15 protein-coding genes are annotated in these 17122 nt (G+C 37.3%); 7 read left to right on the top strand and 8 right to left on the bottom strand.

From position 1 onward, the window contains the following. Positions 1 to 134: 134 nt before the first annotated feature. The 3 genes from FTV32_RS06035 (at position 135) to FTV32_RS06025 (ending at position 4562) form a co-directional block, all read left to right on the top strand. Positions 135 to 2297, top strand: a complete 2163-nt coding sequence (locus FTV32_RS06035; protein WP_180028202.1) for a malate synthase G — start codon at positions 135 to 137, stop codon at positions 2295 to 2297. 91 nt (positions 2298 to 2388) lie between these two features. Beyond that, entirely contained in the window at positions 2389 to 3837 is a 1449-nt protein-coding gene (locus FTV32_RS06030; protein ID WP_180028201.1) for an aldehyde dehydrogenase family protein, read from the top strand. Between the two features lie 59 nt (positions 3838 to 3896). Beyond that, entirely contained in the window at positions 3897 to 4562 is a 666-nt protein-coding gene (locus FTV32_RS06025) for an SOS response-associated peptidase (protein ID WP_180028200.1), read from the top strand. Positions 4563 to 4579: 17 nt separating this feature from the next. Here the strand turns inward: FTV32_RS06025 and FTV32_RS06020 are convergent, their stop codons facing one another. Next, entirely contained in the window at positions 4580 to 5044 is a 465-nt protein-coding gene (locus FTV32_RS06020) for a MarR family winged helix-turn-helix transcriptional regulator (protein WP_035266085.1), read from the bottom strand. A 555-nt stretch (positions 5045 to 5599) separates the two neighbouring features. On the opposite strand from FTV32_RS06020, the gene FTV32_RS06015 reads away from it, so the two are divergent. After that, a complete protein-coding gene (locus FTV32_RS06015) occupies positions 5600 to 7132 on the top strand; it encodes a TerC family protein (protein ID WP_179999510.1) in 1533 nt (510 codons plus the stop codon). A 146-nt stretch (positions 7133 to 7278) separates the two neighbouring features. Beyond that, positions 7279 to 7734, top strand: coding sequence for a hypothetical protein (locus FTV32_RS06010; protein WP_257227597.1), 456 nt, complete (start codon positions 7279 to 7281; stop codon positions 7732 to 7734). Positions 7735 to 7833: 99 nt separating this feature from the next. On the opposite strand, the gene FTV32_RS06005 is transcribed toward FTV32_RS06010, so the two are convergent. Continuing rightward, on the bottom strand, positions 7834 to 8085 hold the full coding sequence (locus tag FTV32_RS06005) for a hypothetical protein (RefSeq protein ID WP_035266079.1): 252 nt from the start codon (positions 8083 to 8085) through the stop codon (positions 7834 to 7836). Positions 8086 to 8505: 420 nt separating this feature from the next. Further along, positions 8506 to 9798 (bottom strand): branched-chain amino acid transport system II carrier protein, encoded by a 1293-nt coding sequence (gene brnQ / locus FTV32_RS06000; RefSeq protein WP_180028199.1) that lies wholly within the window; start codon positions 9796 to 9798, stop codon positions 8506 to 8508. A gap of 344 nt (positions 9799 to 10142) precedes the next feature. On the opposite strand from brnQ, the gene map reads away from it, so the two are divergent. After that, positions 10143 to 10937: a type I methionyl aminopeptidase gene (gene map, locus FTV32_RS05995; protein WP_035266073.1), complete on the top strand. Its 795-nt coding sequence runs from the start codon at positions 10143 to 10145 to the stop codon at positions 10935 to 10937. 19 nt (positions 10938 to 10956) lie between these two features. Here the strand turns inward: map and FTV32_RS05990 are convergent, their stop codons facing one another. The 4 genes from FTV32_RS05990 to FTV32_RS05975 form a co-directional block, all read right to left on the bottom strand. Then, positions 10957 to 12135 carry a benzoate/H(+) symporter BenE family transporter gene (locus FTV32_RS05990; protein ID WP_180028242.1) on the bottom strand — a complete coding sequence of 393 codons (1179 nt, stop codon included), beginning with the start codon at positions 12133 to 12135 and terminating at the stop codon, positions 10957 to 10959. Positions 12136 to 12188: 53 nt separating this feature from the next. Next, on the bottom strand, positions 12189 to 12839 hold the full coding sequence (gene leuE, locus FTV32_RS05985) for a leucine efflux protein LeuE (RefSeq protein ID WP_180028198.1): 651 nt from the start codon (positions 12837 to 12839) through the stop codon (positions 12189 to 12191). Positions 12840 to 12906: 67 nt separating this feature from the next. Beyond that, a complete protein-coding gene (gene tal / locus FTV32_RS05980) occupies positions 12907 to 13893 on the bottom strand; it encodes a transaldolase (RefSeq protein WP_180028197.1) in 987 nt (328 codons plus the stop codon). A gap of 94 nt (positions 13894 to 13987) precedes the next feature. Further along, positions 13988 to 14872 (bottom strand): LysR family transcriptional regulator, encoded by an 885-nt coding sequence (locus FTV32_RS05975; RefSeq protein WP_092767852.1) that lies wholly within the window; start codon positions 14870 to 14872, stop codon positions 13988 to 13990. 97 nt (positions 14873 to 14969) lie between these two features. Here FTV32_RS05975 and aceI point away from each other — a divergent pair, with 97 nt between their 5' ends. After that, positions 14970 to 15401 carry a chlorhexidine efflux PACE transporter AceI gene (gene aceI, locus FTV32_RS05970; protein WP_180028196.1) on the top strand — a complete coding sequence of 144 codons (432 nt, stop codon included), beginning with the start codon at positions 14970 to 14972 and terminating at the stop codon, positions 15399 to 15401. A 53-nt stretch (positions 15402 to 15454) separates the two neighbouring features. On the opposite strand, the gene FTV32_RS05965 is transcribed toward aceI, so the two are convergent. Then, entirely contained in the window at positions 15455 to 16984 is a 1530-nt protein-coding gene (locus FTV32_RS05965; RefSeq protein ID WP_180028195.1) for an acetyl-CoA C-acetyltransferase, read from the bottom strand. Positions 16985 to 17122: the final 138 nt, after the last annotated feature.

The following is a 17122-nucleotide window of genomic DNA, read 5'->3' as shown; positions in this document are numbered from 1 at the left end:
TAGATCAAAAGTCTCATCTGATTGGTGTCTATAATAAATGATCACTATTTAGCAATGTGATATTACTATTCAGCAATTTATAAATGGGTATACTAGATTCTCTTGTATAAAAAGTAGCAATATCAGGAAAGACAATGACTGCACGTATTCAGAAAGGCAAGTTAGCGATTGCTAAAGAACTCTACGATTTCATCGAAAATGAAGCACTACCAGGTTCTGGTTTAGACAGTGAAACTTACTGGAAAAACTTTGAACAAGTCGTTGTTGATCTTAGCCCAAAAAATAAAGCACTCTTGGCTAAGCGTGATGACATTCAAGCGAAAATTGATGAATGGCACCGCAATAATAAATTTGAATTAGGAGCTTACAAAGCTTTCCTGACAGAAATTGGCTACTTATTACCAGAAGTAGAAGATTTTCAAATTACAACTGAAAATGTAGATGAAGAAATCGCACTATTGGCGGGTGCACAATTGGTTGTGCCTGTACGTAATGCACGTTACTGCTTGAACGCTGCAAATGCTCGTTGGGGCTCTTTATATGACGCATTGTATGGTTTCGATGTCATCTCGGAAGAAGGCGGTGCGGAAAAAGGTAAGGGGTATAACCCTGTTCGTGGCGAAAAAGTTATCGCTTTTGCTAAAAATTTCTTAAATGAAACTTTCCCTTTAGCAAATGGATCACATGCGGATGCTACGAAATACGCTGTTGAAGCAAAAAAATTAGTGGTAACGCTTAAAGATGGCAGCACAACGAATTTGGCTAAAGAAGCTCAATTTGTAGGTTTTAATGGTGAAGAGTCTGCGCCGACAGAAATCGTTTTATTAAATAATGGTTTGCATGTCATCATTGAAATCGATGCGACAAGCCCAATTGGTCAAACGGATGCTGCTGGCGTAAAAGATCTTGTTTTAGAATCTGCGGTAACAACGATTCAAGATTTGGAAGACTCAATTGCTGCGGTTGATGCTGAAGAAAAAGTTGAAGGCTACCGTAACTGGTTAGGTTTGATGAAGGGTACTTTGGAAGAGAAAATCGAGAAAAATGGTAAAATCATTACTCGTGCTTTAAACAAAGACCGTACCCACAAGAATCTGATCGGTGGCGAAACAACTTTACACGGTCGTTCATTGATGCTTCTTCGTAACGTTGGTCATTTGATGACAAACCCGGCGATCCTTGTGGATGGTCAAGAAATCTATGAAGGTATCATGGATGCATTGATCACACCGTTGTTAACGTTTGCTGACATCAAAGGTCAAAACGAAATTAAGAATTCTCGTAAAGGTTCTATGTATATCGTTAAACCTAAGATGCATGGCCCTGAAGAAGTTGCATTTGCAGTTGAACTATTTGAGCGTGCAGAACAAGCTCTAGGTTTGCCAGCAAAAACGCTTAAAATCGGGATCATGGATGAAGAGCGCCGTACTTCTGTAAACTTGAAAAACTGTATTGCTCAAGCGAAAGATCGTACCATCTTCATTAACACAGGATTTATGGACCGTACAGGTGACGAAATCCATACCTTTATGGAAGCAGGTCCATTCGTTCGTAAGGGTGAAGTTAAATCTCAAATTTGGTTCCCTGCATATGAAAACCGTAACGTGATGGTTGGTTTACAAGCAGGCTTACGTGGCAAAGCACAAATTGGTAAAGGCATGTGGCCTAAACCAGATATGCTTTTAGATATGTATAAAACCAAAATTGAGCATCCTGAAGCTGGTGCGAGCTGTGCTTGGGTTCCATCACCATCTGGTGCTGTAATTCATGCGATTCACTATCACCAATGTAATGTTTCAGCGCGTCAACAAGAGTTGTTAAAAACTGAAGCATTACCTTTAGATGATTTATTAACTCCACCATTAGCGACTGATACGAATTGGACTGATGAAGAGAAAACCAAAGAGTTAGAAAATAACCTTCAGGGTATTCTTGGTTATGTTGTTCGTTGGGTTGATTTGGGTGTTGGTTGTTCTAAAGTTCCAGACATCAACAACGTTGGTTTGATGGAAGACCGTGCAACTTTACGTATTTCATCTCAACACGTTGCTAATTGGTTACGTCACGGTATCGTAACTAAAGAGCAAGTTGAAGAAGTAATGCAACGTATGGCTAAAATTGTAGATGAGCAAAATGCGAACGATCCAGCGTACACACCAATGGCGCCTGGGTTTGACGGTTATGCTTACCAAGCAGCATATGATTTAGTGTTTAAAGGTGCTGAACAACCATCAGGTTATACAGAACCATTACTTCATGCTTACCGCTTGAAGCTTAAAGGTTACACTGGTGACTAATTAAAATAAAAAAGCCTCTCCGGAGGCTTTTTTTACGATTGTGTAAAATAGTTGACCATTGGGTAAAAAGTGGCATGTAGAGGGACATAAAATGACGCAATATTCAAATTTAAATCAACAGTTTATTAACGGTTCTTGGTTAAAAGGCTCTTCAGAGCGTGTCGTACAAAATTTAAATCCATTTGATTTAAAAGAAATACACCAAATTCAAGCGGCGAATCAGTCTGATGTTGATCTCGCTTTTTCTGCAGCACAACAAGCATTTGATCTTGGCTTAATTACCTCTGCTGTAGATCGCAAGAAAATCATTCAGAAGCTGCATGACATTATACAATTACGTAAAGACGAAATTATAGATTGGCTGATTACCGAGTCTGGAAGTACGCGTCTCAAAGCAAATATTGAAGTGGGTGCTGCGCTTGGTATTATCTCAGAATCATTCACTTTTCCTGATCAAATCCAAACTGTTCAGCTAGAAAGTAAAGATCCTGCGAGAAAAAGTTTTTATCAACGCAAAGCGTTGGGTGTTATTGCTGTCATTAGCCCTTGGAATTTTCCATTTCATTTGTCAATGCGATCGGTTGTTTGCGCAATCGCATGTGGAAATACAGTGGTACTTAAACCTGCGAGTGACACACCTGTTACAGGTGGAACATTATTAGGGAAATTGTTTGAAGAGGCGGGTGTGCCCGCTGGTGTACTGAATGTCATTGTGGGTAGTGGTAGTGAAATAGGGGATTATTTTGTCGAGCATCCTATTCCGAAGATGATTTCATTCACTGGTTCTACAGAAGTAGGAAAAAATGTTGGTGCTAAAGCGATGGCTAGCTCTAGAATCAAACGACTTGCTTTAGAGCTTGGGGGGAATGCGCCATTATTAATTCTTAAAGATGCAGATTTAGATTTGGCAGTCGATTTGACGATCAAGGGGCGCTTCCTTCACCAAGGCCAAATCTGTATGAGCACTAATCGTGTCATCGTAGATCAATCGATTCACAATGAATATGTTGAAAAGCTGTTAAACAAAGTAAAAGATATTCCTGTGGGTGATCCTAATCTTGATGAGACGCTCATAGGGCCTATTATCAATAATACACAAGTGAAGCAGCATCAACGAATCATTGATCAGGCTCAAATAGAAGGTGCTAAGTTGGTCTATGCTGGGGGTATTGAAAATAATTTGGTTTCACCTCATGTGTTTATCGATGTGTTGCCGACATATGCAATTGCTCAAGAGGAAAGCTTCGGACCAATTCTGCCGATCATCAGAGCAGATGATGAGGTACATGCAATTCAAATCGCCAATGACACACCGTTTGGTTTATCTGGTGCTGTATGTACATCTGATATAGAGCGCGGAGTAGAAATCGCTTCAAAACTCGATATTGGAATGACACATATTAATGGTATAAGTGTCGCGGACCATGCTAATGCACCATTCGGTGGAGAAAAGAACTCTGGATTAGGGCGCTTTAATGGGCATTGGATTATGGATGAATTCACGCGTACACACTGGATGACAGTACCAATATCATCATAATGAACTGAATTGGATCGGCTATAATAGCCTAAGTTTTTTATAGTATTGAAAATTATGCTATGTGTGCCAACTTTAAGCCAATACAAGCGCATCAAATCCAAGCATTAGAACTTCCACATATTCCATTTGAATATGTGGAAGAGGTTTATCCAAGCTACGAAACCCCGTTGTTATTTAAATCTGATCATGGCTACGAGTGGAGGTTAGTTAATTTTGGTTTTATACCAAAATGGGCAACTGATACAGAAATAGCGAAGAAAACCTATAATGCACGCAATGAAACATTAAGCGAAAAAAGAAGTTTTCAAGAAGCATTTGAAAAATGTAAATTTGGTGTAATTCCAGTCACTGAGTTTTATGAAGCAAAATATATTAATGGACGACCGCAACGATGGGGTGTGAGAAGAAAAGATGGTCAGGCATTTTTTATCGCAGCGTTATATGAAATCACGAAAATTGATCAAAGCATTTATCGCTCAGCAACGATGATTACCATGGATGCTATTCATCACGAAATGATGAGGGAATTTCATGAGCCTGGAGATGTTAAACGGTCAGTAATTGTTATTCCGCACCATAAATTAGATCAGTGGTTGAGTTTAAAATCCCCCGACATTCAGAACTTTGTTGAAGGCTTTCCAGTAGAGGAATTTGAATGTTTTTATTGTCCAAAACCACGGCAGAACAATACAGCCCAACTCAATATGTTTGATGATGGGCTTTAATCTAAAGTTTAGGAAAATTAATGCGCTAAATTTTTGAAAATATGCTTTAAGCTTTCCATTAGTTTTTCAATTTGAAGTGGGGTTAATCCCTCAAATGTTTGTTCAAGAACCACACTCATCAGGTCATTAATTTTTTTTGTCATTTCCAAACCTTTTGGTGTTAGTACCACACGTGTAATACGGGCATCGTTTTCACACGAGTAAGTATCAACCATTCCTTCATCTTTTAAACGGTAAACGATTTTTGTAGTCGTCGACATTTTTGACACAATCATGTCAGAGAGTTCTGAAACACTTGCATCTGGCTTAGTAGACAATGCGACAAGCAAACGTCGACGAGAATTATCAACGCCATACTTTTTGAGCACATGGTCAACATTCAGTACATACTGAGAATGGACTTGAGTGATCCAATAGAATGGAAAATTTTCGAGTTCAAAATTTTCAGATGAAGGTAAAAATTTTGCATATTTTTTTGACATCGCTACGTCCTTGTCAGTGTAACTTAATTGTTTTTATTGATTTAAATATTACATGAAGCATAACCTATATTAAAAGAACTTTGTTCAAATAATCAACTTATGTTCAAGCGCTTACCTTAAATCAGACAAAAGGCATGATACCTATAGGCTTCAGTTTTATAAAACATATTTCAATGATCTTTAAATATCTTTATATATATCAAAACAGAAGATTCTAAAAATACAGCTCTTCTGATCTTCGTGATTATATCTTTATGTCAATTCCACGCTGACCAAATTCTATTGAAAAATAGAGGAACTATAACTTGGCACTGATATTTTTTTTTGTGTCGAAAATGTCAAAGACTATTCAAGGATGGCAATTACGACTAAAGATATGATCTAAATTTACATAAAAATTGTTTTGAACATAAAAAAAGTAATTACAAAATAAAATTCTTATGCATAATAGTTTCATCATTTCTGAAAAGGTAACTTTATATATGGACCCGTCGCCGTGTTGGCCTAATTTAGCTTCTTACATTATCTTAAATAATAAGAACCAGGAGATCTAATATGGAATTTTTATTGGATCCTGGCATTTGGATAGGGTTAATTACCCTTATCATTCTTGAAATCGTTTTAGGTATTGATAACTTAGTATTTATTGCGATACTTGCAGAAAAACTTCCTCCAGAACAACGTGATAAAGCCCGTGTAATCGGTTTATCCCTCGCATTATTAATGCGTCTAGGTCTACTTTTTGCGATCTCGTGGTTAGTGACTTTAACTCAACCATTGATTGAAATTTTTGGAAAAACATTCTCAGGTCGAGATTTGATATTACTATTTGGTGGTCTATTCCTTGTGTATAAGGCTGTCAATGAACTCCATGAAAAAATGGAGGGTAAACCCGAGATTAAAACAAATAACAATGTCGTATACGCTGGTTTTGCTGCAGTTGTGGCTCAGATCGTCGTGCTTGATGCGGTATTTTCACTCGACTCAGTGATCACTGCGATTGGTATGGTAGATAATATTTACGTGATGATGGCTGCGATGATTGTGGCTATGGTTGTTATGTTAATTGCATCAAAACCGTTAACTACGTTTGTTAACCGCCATCCTACGGTGGTTATCCTTTGTTTAAGTTTCTTGTTATTGATCGGTGTAAGTTTAATCGCTGAAGGTTTTGGATTCCATATCCCTAAAGGTTATATTTATTCAGGTATTGGTGTTGCAATTCTAATTGAAGCATTCAATCAATTTTCGAATCGTAATCTTGAAAAAAATCAAGCGAAGATCCCATTACGTCATCGAACTGCAGATTCAATTTTGAAATTGATGGGCAGTAAATTGGATGCCGATATTGCAACATCCAAAGAAGTTGAAGAAATTCAACAAGCTTTTGGTGATGAAGAACGTTATATGGTTGGTGGTGTGCTATCACTTGCTGAACGTTCAGTTGCTTCAATTATGACACCTCGAAATCAAATTTCTTGGGTAAATATTGAAGACGATGCCGAAGCAATTCGCGAACAGGTTTTAGCTGTACCTCATAGTCTTTTCCCTGTTTGCCGTGGACAATTAGATAAAGTCATCACGATTGTACGTGCAAAAGAATTGATTGATGCATTAGATGATCCAGATCAACTGAAAGATTTGATGAAACGTGTGCGTCCTATTTTCATTTATGAAAAAATGAAAGTGATTGATGCAATTAATACATTAAGAACTTCAAAAGGTTCATTGGTACTTGTTACAAATGAATATGGCAATATTCAAGGTTTAATTTCACCGTTGGATGTTTTTGAAGCAATTGCTGGTGAATTCCCAGATGCTGATGAACAGCTTGAATTGGTCAAAATCGACGATACCACTTGGAAGGCATCTGGTATGTTGGATCTATATCAATTAGAGCTGGCTCTTGATATTTTAGATTTAGTTCTGGTGCAAGAAGACTCTGGTTATTTCAGTGTTGCAGGACTAATTTTAGATAAAACGAGTGGGGCGGTTGATGTTGGTATGGTGATCGAACATCAAGGGGTTAATTTTGAAATTCTAGAAATGGAAGATAATCGAATTAAAACCGTTAAAATTACGCTTTAGTGTCTGATAAAAAAAGCTCCGTAAAGGAGCTTTTTTTTGGCTTAAATCTCTATATAAAGCATGTATATAGCCAAGTCATAATTTGAAATATGAGATAAGATGCTATACATATTGCAATGTGTATTCTAGCGAAGGAATGTAAGATCATGGTTGATCAAATGGAATTATCGGTACGACTCGCTATATTTTTTAGTGGTATTTTTTTATTGACCGGTATGCTTACTGGCGTTTGGAAGTATGTGCAAATCAGCTTATCTAAACAAGCTCGAGCACATTATTATGTTGATATTGCGCATAGAAGTAGTTTGCTATATGCACCTGCAACGTTAATTCTAGCGGTTATGGCATATTTTTCAGCATTGAATGAATCAATCAATTTGCTCTTTATTTTGATTAATATTTTCTTTTTTGCATTCTCAATTTTAAGTTATATTTTGCATGGCTTATTGAAAGATACGACAAATCAGTTCAAAGAACCACATCAATTAGGGCGTATTGAATTACCAAAATTGCTCATGAGAGGTGCGATGGTACTATTGGTCGTAGGTGAGGTTGGGGCGACCTTAGGTTTGCTTTATGGTTTGTATATTGGGTTATTCTAAGTAAATCAGTAGAAGCGCAGAATTGAAAAATTTGTTATTTTGATAGTGTGATTTGAATGATGACATTGACTTTAAGATGGATGCTTTGGCATCCATCTCTTAGTCTAAATGTGCTTCTTGATCAGAAAGCTTTTGAGTACGATATTTCGTGTCAATAAAGGCCCACACGTAAAATGCTAGCGTCGCAGCAAGTGCATAAGCAAAATATTCAAGCTTCAACGTGCCTTGAATTGTACCTTGCACAACAAGTGTCAGCATGAGAGCAAACATTGTGCTTAAAAAAACGACAGCATTGTTGTTCGCTTTAAGAGTATTAATGAAGACTTGCTTGTTGAAATGTAATGATAACATCTCCATCCCTCCTGATAATTCATGACAAATCTGAATGATTTAGTCGACTTTGTTTACATACTTGTACAGGGGATTGAAGAATAAAGCAAGTTTTTAACACTCTATTATGTAAATAAATTATGACATTAATATGACAAAAGTCGAAATATTTGAAGTTAAAATATTATTTGAGCTAAATGCTAGAATTATTTCGATAAATCGTGATGAGATGAATAGAGTTTCTTGTAATTCTTTAATCTATTTACTTTTTAGCATCTTGCAAAACAAATAAATAGTAGCAAAAGTCATTCCAAATCTGACTGATGAGGTCAAAGTTAAGGTGGGTAAGCAATAATAGTCTGTTGGATAAACGAGACAATTATTGATTACAGAACAAATACGGCTTGGGTAAAACAATATTTATTGATAAATCACCTGAATTTACTTCTTCAGTCTATCCAGTGTGTAGACAATGACAAATACAACTAAAGAAGGAATCAACCATGCTAAATTTTGTTCAGCCAATGGTAGATTGTTCATAAATGCTGGCAAGAAATGATCTAATTCTGCAACCTTAAGTCCATCAATAATACCGAATATGAAAGCAACCGCTGTAACAGGCGCAATGACGCGTGGAGCGGAATTAAAGAACTTCCACATAAATCCCATCATGATCACCACAATCGCTGGTGGGTAGATTGCACTTAATACAGGTACAGAGAAGGCGATTAACTTGGTTAAACCTAAGTTGGAAATGACAAATGAGAAACCAACAAGAATGAAAACCCATTTTTTGTAAGTAATCTTCGTGATTTGTGAGAAATATTCTGCACATGCACAAGTCAAACCAATTGCCGTAACCATGCATGCGATAAAAATCATCGCCCCTAGAAAATATGAGCCAAAGTCACCAAAGGCATGCTGAACATAGCCATGGAGAATAATGGCACCATTTGCAGCGTTAGGTGCAGCCTCGTGACTACTCAGTCCAAGTTTAAATAGGCTAATGTAAACCAGTGTAAGGCCAATACCTGAAATTAAACTTGCGATCACTGCATATTTGGTAATTAACTTTTGATCATTTACACCACGTGAACGTATCGCATTAATAATGACAATACCAAATACTAAAGCTCCTAAAGTGTCCATGGTTAAATAACCATTAACAAAACCTTCTGAAACAGGACTATTGATATAGTTTCCAACAGGTGCAGGGATATAATCTGCAGAAACTAAAAAGGCACTACCACCTAAAATGATCAAAGAGAGAATTTTGAGTGGAGATAAAACATAGCCGACAGTATCCAAAATTTTATTCGGATAAAGTGAGATTAACGTTACAAATGCAAAATAAATAGCACTGTAGATCAACAAGGTCGATGAAGACGTTCCAAAATAACTCGAAAAACCAATTTCAAAAGAAACTGTAGCTGTCCGAGGTGTCGCGAAAAGTGGTCCAACAGCAAGATAGCATGATACGGTTAAGATTAAACTTGCAATCTTACCCAGTGGAGAGCTTAAAAGTTGAATAGAGCCTTCAACACGCGATAGCGCAATGATCGTGATAACAGGAAGGCCAACAGCAGTAATTAAGAAGCCAAAAGCAGCTAACCAAACATGTTCACCCGCTTGTTGAGCAACAATAGGTGGGAAGATAATATTGCCTGCACCGATAAATAGTGCAAAGGTCATAAAACCTAAGGCAATAATGTCCCGTGTACGCAAATTGGTCATAAGGGAGATCGGTTCAAGAAAAAAGAAAGCGATTTTAGAGCAAATGTCAGTAAATAGGGAGGGCGGTCATCCATCGAATGGAATAGTAAAAAAGCAAGAAGCGAATAATTTTATTGGATGGGAAATTATGAGTTAAATTAAGTCTATGTATTTATAAAACTAATAAAATAAATTTATTTATTGAATTGAAATCAAGCAGAGCATAGATCTTGATTCGCAAAATAAAATAATGTACTGAATGGTTAAATAATAGTCGAAAATGATTAAGTTACAGATAGTCTATAGCGTTTGTGATCGATAAATGAAAGTCCTATAATGAATCCTGAATTAAAAAGGGGTTCATCATGAAGGCAACAGCTGTCACCATTAAAACTGAACAAGATATTGAAAAACTAAGAATATCGGGTCGGCTTGCGGCACAAGTGCTTGCAATGATTGGTGATTATGTGAAGCCAGGTGTGAGTACTGAGTATCTTGATGATATCTGTAATGATTACATCGTCAATACACTCAAGGTGACGCCAGCAAATGTGGGTTATTACGGATATACAAAAACAACCTGTATTTCGAAAAATGAAGTTGTATGTCATGGTATCCCTGCTTCCAATATTATCTTAGAGGATGGAGACATCATTAATATTGATGTTGCAATCATCAAGGATGGTTATTTTGGTGATACCAGTCGAATGTACTATGTAGGTACAATTAAACCTGAAGCAAAAAAATTAGTCGATACAACTTATGAAGCGATGCTTGCAGGTATTAAAACGGTTAAACCTGGCGCGACACTAGGTGACGTGGGTCATGCTATTCAACAAGTTGCGCAACGCGAAGGTTATACGATTGTACGTGAATATTGTGGTCACGGTATTGGAAAAACCTACCATGAGCAACCGAATGTATTGCATTACGGACAGCCTGGTCAGGGATTAGTATTAAGAAAAGGAATGGTGTTTACCATTGAGCCTATGGTGAATGCAGGCAAAGCCAAAGTTAAAGAATTAAAAGACGGATGGACAGTAGTTACAGCAGATAAATCTTGGTCTGCACAATGGGAACATATGGTTGCTGTGACTGATGAAGGATATGAATTATTAACACCTTGGCCTGAAGGTACGGGTGAATATCCTGTAATTTAATTCCCAAAAGCCTATTTTTTTAAATAGGCTTTTTAATTTGTATACGCATCAAATGATAAATAATAAATCCAATAACCAAACCCCAAAAAGCAGATCCAATGCCCAAAAACTGAACTCCAGATGCAGACATTAAAAAAGTGATTAAAGCAGCATCACGATCTAAATCTTCTTTAAATGCGATACTGATGTTATGTCCAATCGTGGCAAAAAGCGCGATCGCCGCCAAAGTGGTAATCATTTCTCTAGGGAATGACAGTAACAATCCCGTTAATGTCGCCGCAAAAATGCCCATAAAAATATAGAACACACCACAAGCAATACCTGCAATATAGCGTTTTGAAGGGTCTTGATGAACTTGTTCATCTAGGCTCACAGCTGCACTAATTGCCGCGATATTGGTTGAAAATGCTCCGAACGGAGCGAATATTGCTTGAGCAATTCCTGTCCAACTCACTAATTGGTTGACATGAGGTTTGTAACCATAGGATCTGATCATTGCTAAACCAGGTAAATATTGCGAAGCCATATTGATAATCAAGAGGGGGATAGCTAAACCCAAAATACTCGACCAGTGAAATTCAGGCTGAGTCCATACTGGGTACGTCATTCCGTAGTGAATTTTGGTTGCTGTATATTCAAAGAAAAAAGGTGTGGCGATAATGCAAGCTAACAATGTAATGACAATGGACTGACGGGGTAATGCTTTTTTACTTATAAAATATGTACTGATCAAGATTAAAACATAAATTAATTGGTCTTGCATGACCGTAAATAATGAAATGCCAAATTTTAACAACACTCCAGCTAACATGGCGCTTGTAAGTGATTGTGGTAAAAACTCAAGAATTCTTTGAAATATTCCAAAATAGCCCATTACAGCAGTCATAATTCCGCATATTAGAAACGCCCCAATCGCCTCATTCAAACTGTAACCTGATCCTGTAGCGATAATCAGTGCTAATCCTGCTGTCGACCATGATGTTGCAACTGGATATTTAAACTTCCAGCTTAAGATCAGTCCTGATAATCCTATACTCAAACCCAGTGCCCAAAACCATGAGCTAATCTGTGCTTGATTTGCACCTAATACTTGTCCAGCTTGAATAACCAGTACAGATGAAACGCTAATGCCAATTAAAAATGTAATAAAGCCAGCGAAAGCAGCAGGTAGACTAAAATCTTTTTTTATTCTTGTTATCACGTTTATGAGCATTTTTATATTATTTCCCTAATGAGTCTGTGATCTTAAGATTACATTGTTGATGTCGCAAGTTTGATCCCGAACAATCCAAATAAAATACCAATAGCGGCAACAGAAGCAGCAGCTACTTTATAATGTGTGTTGAAGTAATTTGAAATTTTGATACCTGTAAAGATCAACATACTTAAGTAAGCTATACTCATCAATTGTAAAATTACAGCAAGCATTAAAAAGCTTTGGGCTGGATAAGGATAAGCTGGATCTACAAATTGAACAAAAAAAGATAAAAAGAACAGTATTGCCTTTGGGTTAATTAGACTGATGAGTAATGCGGTACGAAAAGGATGAAATTTTTCTTGTTTTTGTTCAATAGAAACATTAGCTTGATCTTTACTTGGACGTTTCCAAGTTAAATAGGCTGCATATATTAAACGGATACCTAAATAACTAAGATATAAAGCACCAATAATTTTTAGGGCGAAAAAAATCCAGGGAAATTGATGCAATAATGTTGCGGCACCTAAGACAGTTAGCAAAATAAGGATGCTATCTCCACACAAAATACCGAAAGCACCTTGATAGCCCACTTTTATGCCAAAGCGAGTCGCAATAGACATGACATAGAGCGAGTTAGGTCCAGGTAATAAAATAATAAGTAATGTACCTATTAAATAGGTTGGAAGATCAGTTATACCAAACACTCATTTATCTCTTAAAAAATAATCGAGCTCCTAAGAGCTCGATTGAAAGAATGATGGATAGGTGCAATTAAGCTTTAATATCAGCATCTATGCCAAATGATTGTTTTAACAGGGAGCTGAGTTGATCTCTTGCCTTAATAAAGCCATCTATACCGCCTTGCAATAATTGCGATGCCATAAGATCTTTCTGAATTTGCGCTTTAAAATCTATTTCAGTGATTGGACTAAGCGATTCGATATTTGAGCTGTGTGCATTTGCATTTAACTGAATTTCAACTTGGCGATGATCTTGAGCCAATTCGTCAAGTAAATTCGGTGATACAGTTAAGAGGTCGCATCCAGCAAGTCCGAGAACCTGTTCTACGCTACGAAAGCTTGCACCCATAACTTCAGTTTTCACCTGATTTTGTTTGTAGAACTGGTAAATATGTTTAACGGATTGCACACCAGGATCTTGTTCAATTGGATAGTGATCCACATTTTCAGCTTTTTTATACCAATCGAGAATACGACCTACAAATGGTGAAATTAATGTGACCTGAGCATCCGCACATGCTTTTGCTTGATGTAAGCCAAACAACAAAGTTAAGTTGCAATGAATGCCTTCTGCTTCAAGAACCTTAGCAGCTTGAATACCTTCCCATGTTGAGGCGATTTTAATTAAAATTCGGTTTTGATCAACACCATAAGTCGCATAGAGAGCGAGTAATTCTTTAGCTTTAGCAATTGTCGCGGCTGTATCGTATGAAAGTGCTGCATCAACTTCTGTTGATACTCGACCTTCAACTACTTTTAGAATTTCCACACCTAATTTGACAGTCAGGATATCAATTGTTCTATCGATTAACTCATCTGACTGATAACCCTCTGACTTTGCTTGATCAAATGCAGCTTCAATCAGTTCTTTGTTTTCAGGGAATGAAGCTGCTGCCGTGATGAGTGAAGGGTTAGTGGTAGCATCCAATGGCTTAAATTTTTTTATAGCGTTTAAGTCACCTGTGTCTGCAACAATTGTAGTGAAGTTTTTTAATTGAGATAAAGCTGTTTCAGTCATTGCGATCTAATTCTTTGTTTCATTACTTATACCATCTTTATAACACATGATTATTTTGAAACATGCTACAAAAGTTTTAAATCAAGTTATTTTCCTACATTTTTCTTTTATTTCTGATGTGATGAATTAAAAATTGAGCAGCTTTGCCCAATGGTTGCTCTTTACTCCAAACCAGATCGATAAAATAATCAAATTTTGGAGTGAAATCTGAAAATCGTAGAACTTTAAGTTTTTTCTTTAATGTTGGTTGTTCGATAAGCATTTCAGTGGGTAAAACTCCCCATCCAAGTCCTTGTGAAATTAATCTACATGCAGAATGGTGATTGTCTGTACGCCATGCATCTTTGGAGAAGAGTAATTCAGGCTTAATGTTCCGATCGCGACTAGCGACTACAATCTGACGACTTTGAAAAATTTCTTCATAGCTCACTTTTTGATTTTGGCACAGCGGATGATGAACAGATGCAACTGGAATTAAACTTTCTTTCATTAATTCCACGAATTGTTCATTCGCCTCAATATGTTCACGCTCAAACATCAATGCTAAATGTGCTTTACCCGTTAAAATCATTTGTTGAGCATCTTCTTGTGGTGCGCTGAATATATTGATTTGTAGTTGAGGAAATTGTTGTTCTAATAAAACAATATAATCAGTCCATCTACTATGCAGTAACTCAGATACCACCACAATATTTAATTCGGTTTCGATGCCGCTACTCAAACCAAATGCATGTTGTTTCCATTGATTCATTTCAATCAATAAATGATTAGTACGTTCATACAAAACTTTGGCTTGAAGTGTTGGCTGTGGTTCACGTCCTACTCTTTCAAACAGTTGAAGATTCAGATCAATCTCTAAATTGGAAATCGCCATACTGACAGCAGAGGGGACCTTGCCTAACTGACGTGCGGCTGCGGAAAAAGAACCTGTTTCCATCACCGTTTTAAAAACGACCAATTGTTCTTGATTAATATTCATGTTTATTCTTTCAAAAATTTTGATAGATTCTAACTCGATCATTCAATATTATGAAAATAAAATGCGCTCATGAATAACAATGTTGATGAGTGAACGCATGTTTTTTTCAAAGAGAAGAATTATTCACGCAATAAGCTATGAAATCATTCTATTGGTGATCATCGCAATTTCTTTGAGTTTTATTTTTGAAGTTCCCCTGGAGATTGCAGGTTCATTAGGTGTGATTATGGCCGTACTTTCAGTGATCTGGAATATGATTTTCAATCATTATTTTGAAAAAATTGAAGCGCGCAATCAGTGGAAGCGTACTGTAAAAGTTCGTATATTGCATGCGCTAGGATTTGAAGGTGGCTTGATGTTAGTGACCATTCCAATTGTTGCATATATGATGGATATAACGCTCATACAAGCTTTTATCGTCGACTTAGCTTTGACGCTTAGTATTCTGGTGTATACGTTTATATTTCAATGGTTCTATGATGGGATCGAAGCTAAACTGGGTTATGCACCTGAGGCTTTAAATCACTAAAACTCAAAATAAAAAAGCATCTCTATTGAGATGCTTTTTTGTTGTCATAGAAATTATTTTTCAATAATTGCCGTTACACCTTGACCACCTGCAGCACAGATCGACACAAGTACACGACCTGAACCTTTTTCATTTAAAATTTTTGCAGCAGTTGCGATAATACGACCACCCGTTGCGGCAAATGGGTGACCCGCAGCCAACGAAGAGCCTTTAACGTTTAACTTCGCACGATCAATTGAACCTAAAGGCGCATCTAAGCCTAGACGTTCTTTACAGAATTTAGGATCTTCCCAAGCTTTTAATGTAGAAAGAACTTGAGATGCAAATGCTTCATGAATTTCATAGTAGTCAAAATCTTGAAGTTTTAAATTAGCACGCTCGAGCATACGTGGAACTGCGTAAGCAGGAGCCATTAACAAACCTTCTTTTTTACCAATGAAATCTACAGCAGCAGTTTCAGAGAAACTTAAATACGCTAAAATTTCGTGACCATTTGCTTTAGCCCATTCTTCTGATGCTAATAATACACAAGAAGCACCATCGGTAAGTGGAGTAGAGTTACCAGCAGTCATTGTACGAGCATCACCTTTACCAAACGCTGGCTTAAGTTTTGCAAGCTTTTCTACAGTTGAATCAGGACGTAAGTTGTTGTCGCGCTCAAGGCCAAGGAATGGCGTCATTAAATCGTCAAAGAATCCTGCTTCATAAGCTGCAGCCATTTTCTGATGAGACGATGCAGCAAGTTCATCTTGAGCTTCACGAGAAATGCCCCACTCAAGTGTTGTGATCGCTTGGTGATCGCCCATAGATAAGCCAGTACGAGGTTCACCATTTTTAGGAGCATCTAGCAAATCTTTTACGTTAATTTTAGTTAACGCTTTAAGACGATCTTTACCTGTTTTTGCAACGTTGAGTTCTAAGAGGGCTTTACGTAATCCATCACCAAATGCGATAGGAGCATCTGAAGTGGTATCTACTCCACCTGCAATACCCACCTCAATTTGACCTAATGCAATTTTGTTCGCTACGAGGAAAGCAGCTTGAAGCCCAGTACCACAAGCTTGTTGGATATCGTAAGCTGGAGTCTCAGGTGCAAGCTCTGTGCTTAACACACATTCACGCGTCATATTGAAATCACGGCTGTGTTTTAGTACAGCACCAGCAACGACTTCACCCAGACGTTGACCTTGAAGATTAAAACGCTCAACTAGACCATTCAATGCTGCTGTAAGCATATCCGTATTTGTGGCTGTGAAATAAGCACCATTAGAACGTGCGAAAGGAATACGATTACCACCGATAATTGCAACACGGCGTACAGTATTTTGAGTCATAGTTTTTTCCTGTTCAGCGGAAGATTGAGTCGTAGTTGCTGAAGTTTGATTTTCAGCTTTAGTTTTATTTGTTGCTGCTGTTTTTTTGCGAGTCGTCGACGTACGAGGGCGAGTCGCTTTTGGAGTATTTGCGTTGTTGGCACTGTTTGCATTACCACTACTCGCATTTGAACGAGCTTTTGATGTATTTGACACAGTCGCTTTCGCAGAATTCTCAGTTGTTGGATTTTCTTGAGTTGTTTTGCTCATAAGGCTTTTCCAAGCATATTTGGGATATTCTTGAGTGCTACATTAGCATAATCGCTAAGAGGTCGTATTGACTAAAATGACATTTAGCAATGCTTTCAGGTCAAGACATACATAGAGTAACTCAAGTATTATTTAACT

The sequence above is a fragment of the Acinetobacter sp. YH16032 genome, assembly GCF_013417345.1.
Classification (GTDB): Bacteria; Pseudomonadota; Gammaproteobacteria; order Pseudomonadales; family Moraxellaceae; genus Acinetobacter.
The sequence above is the reverse complement of the archived record's forward strand: the minus strand, read 5'-3'. Positions and strand labels throughout refer to the sequence as shown.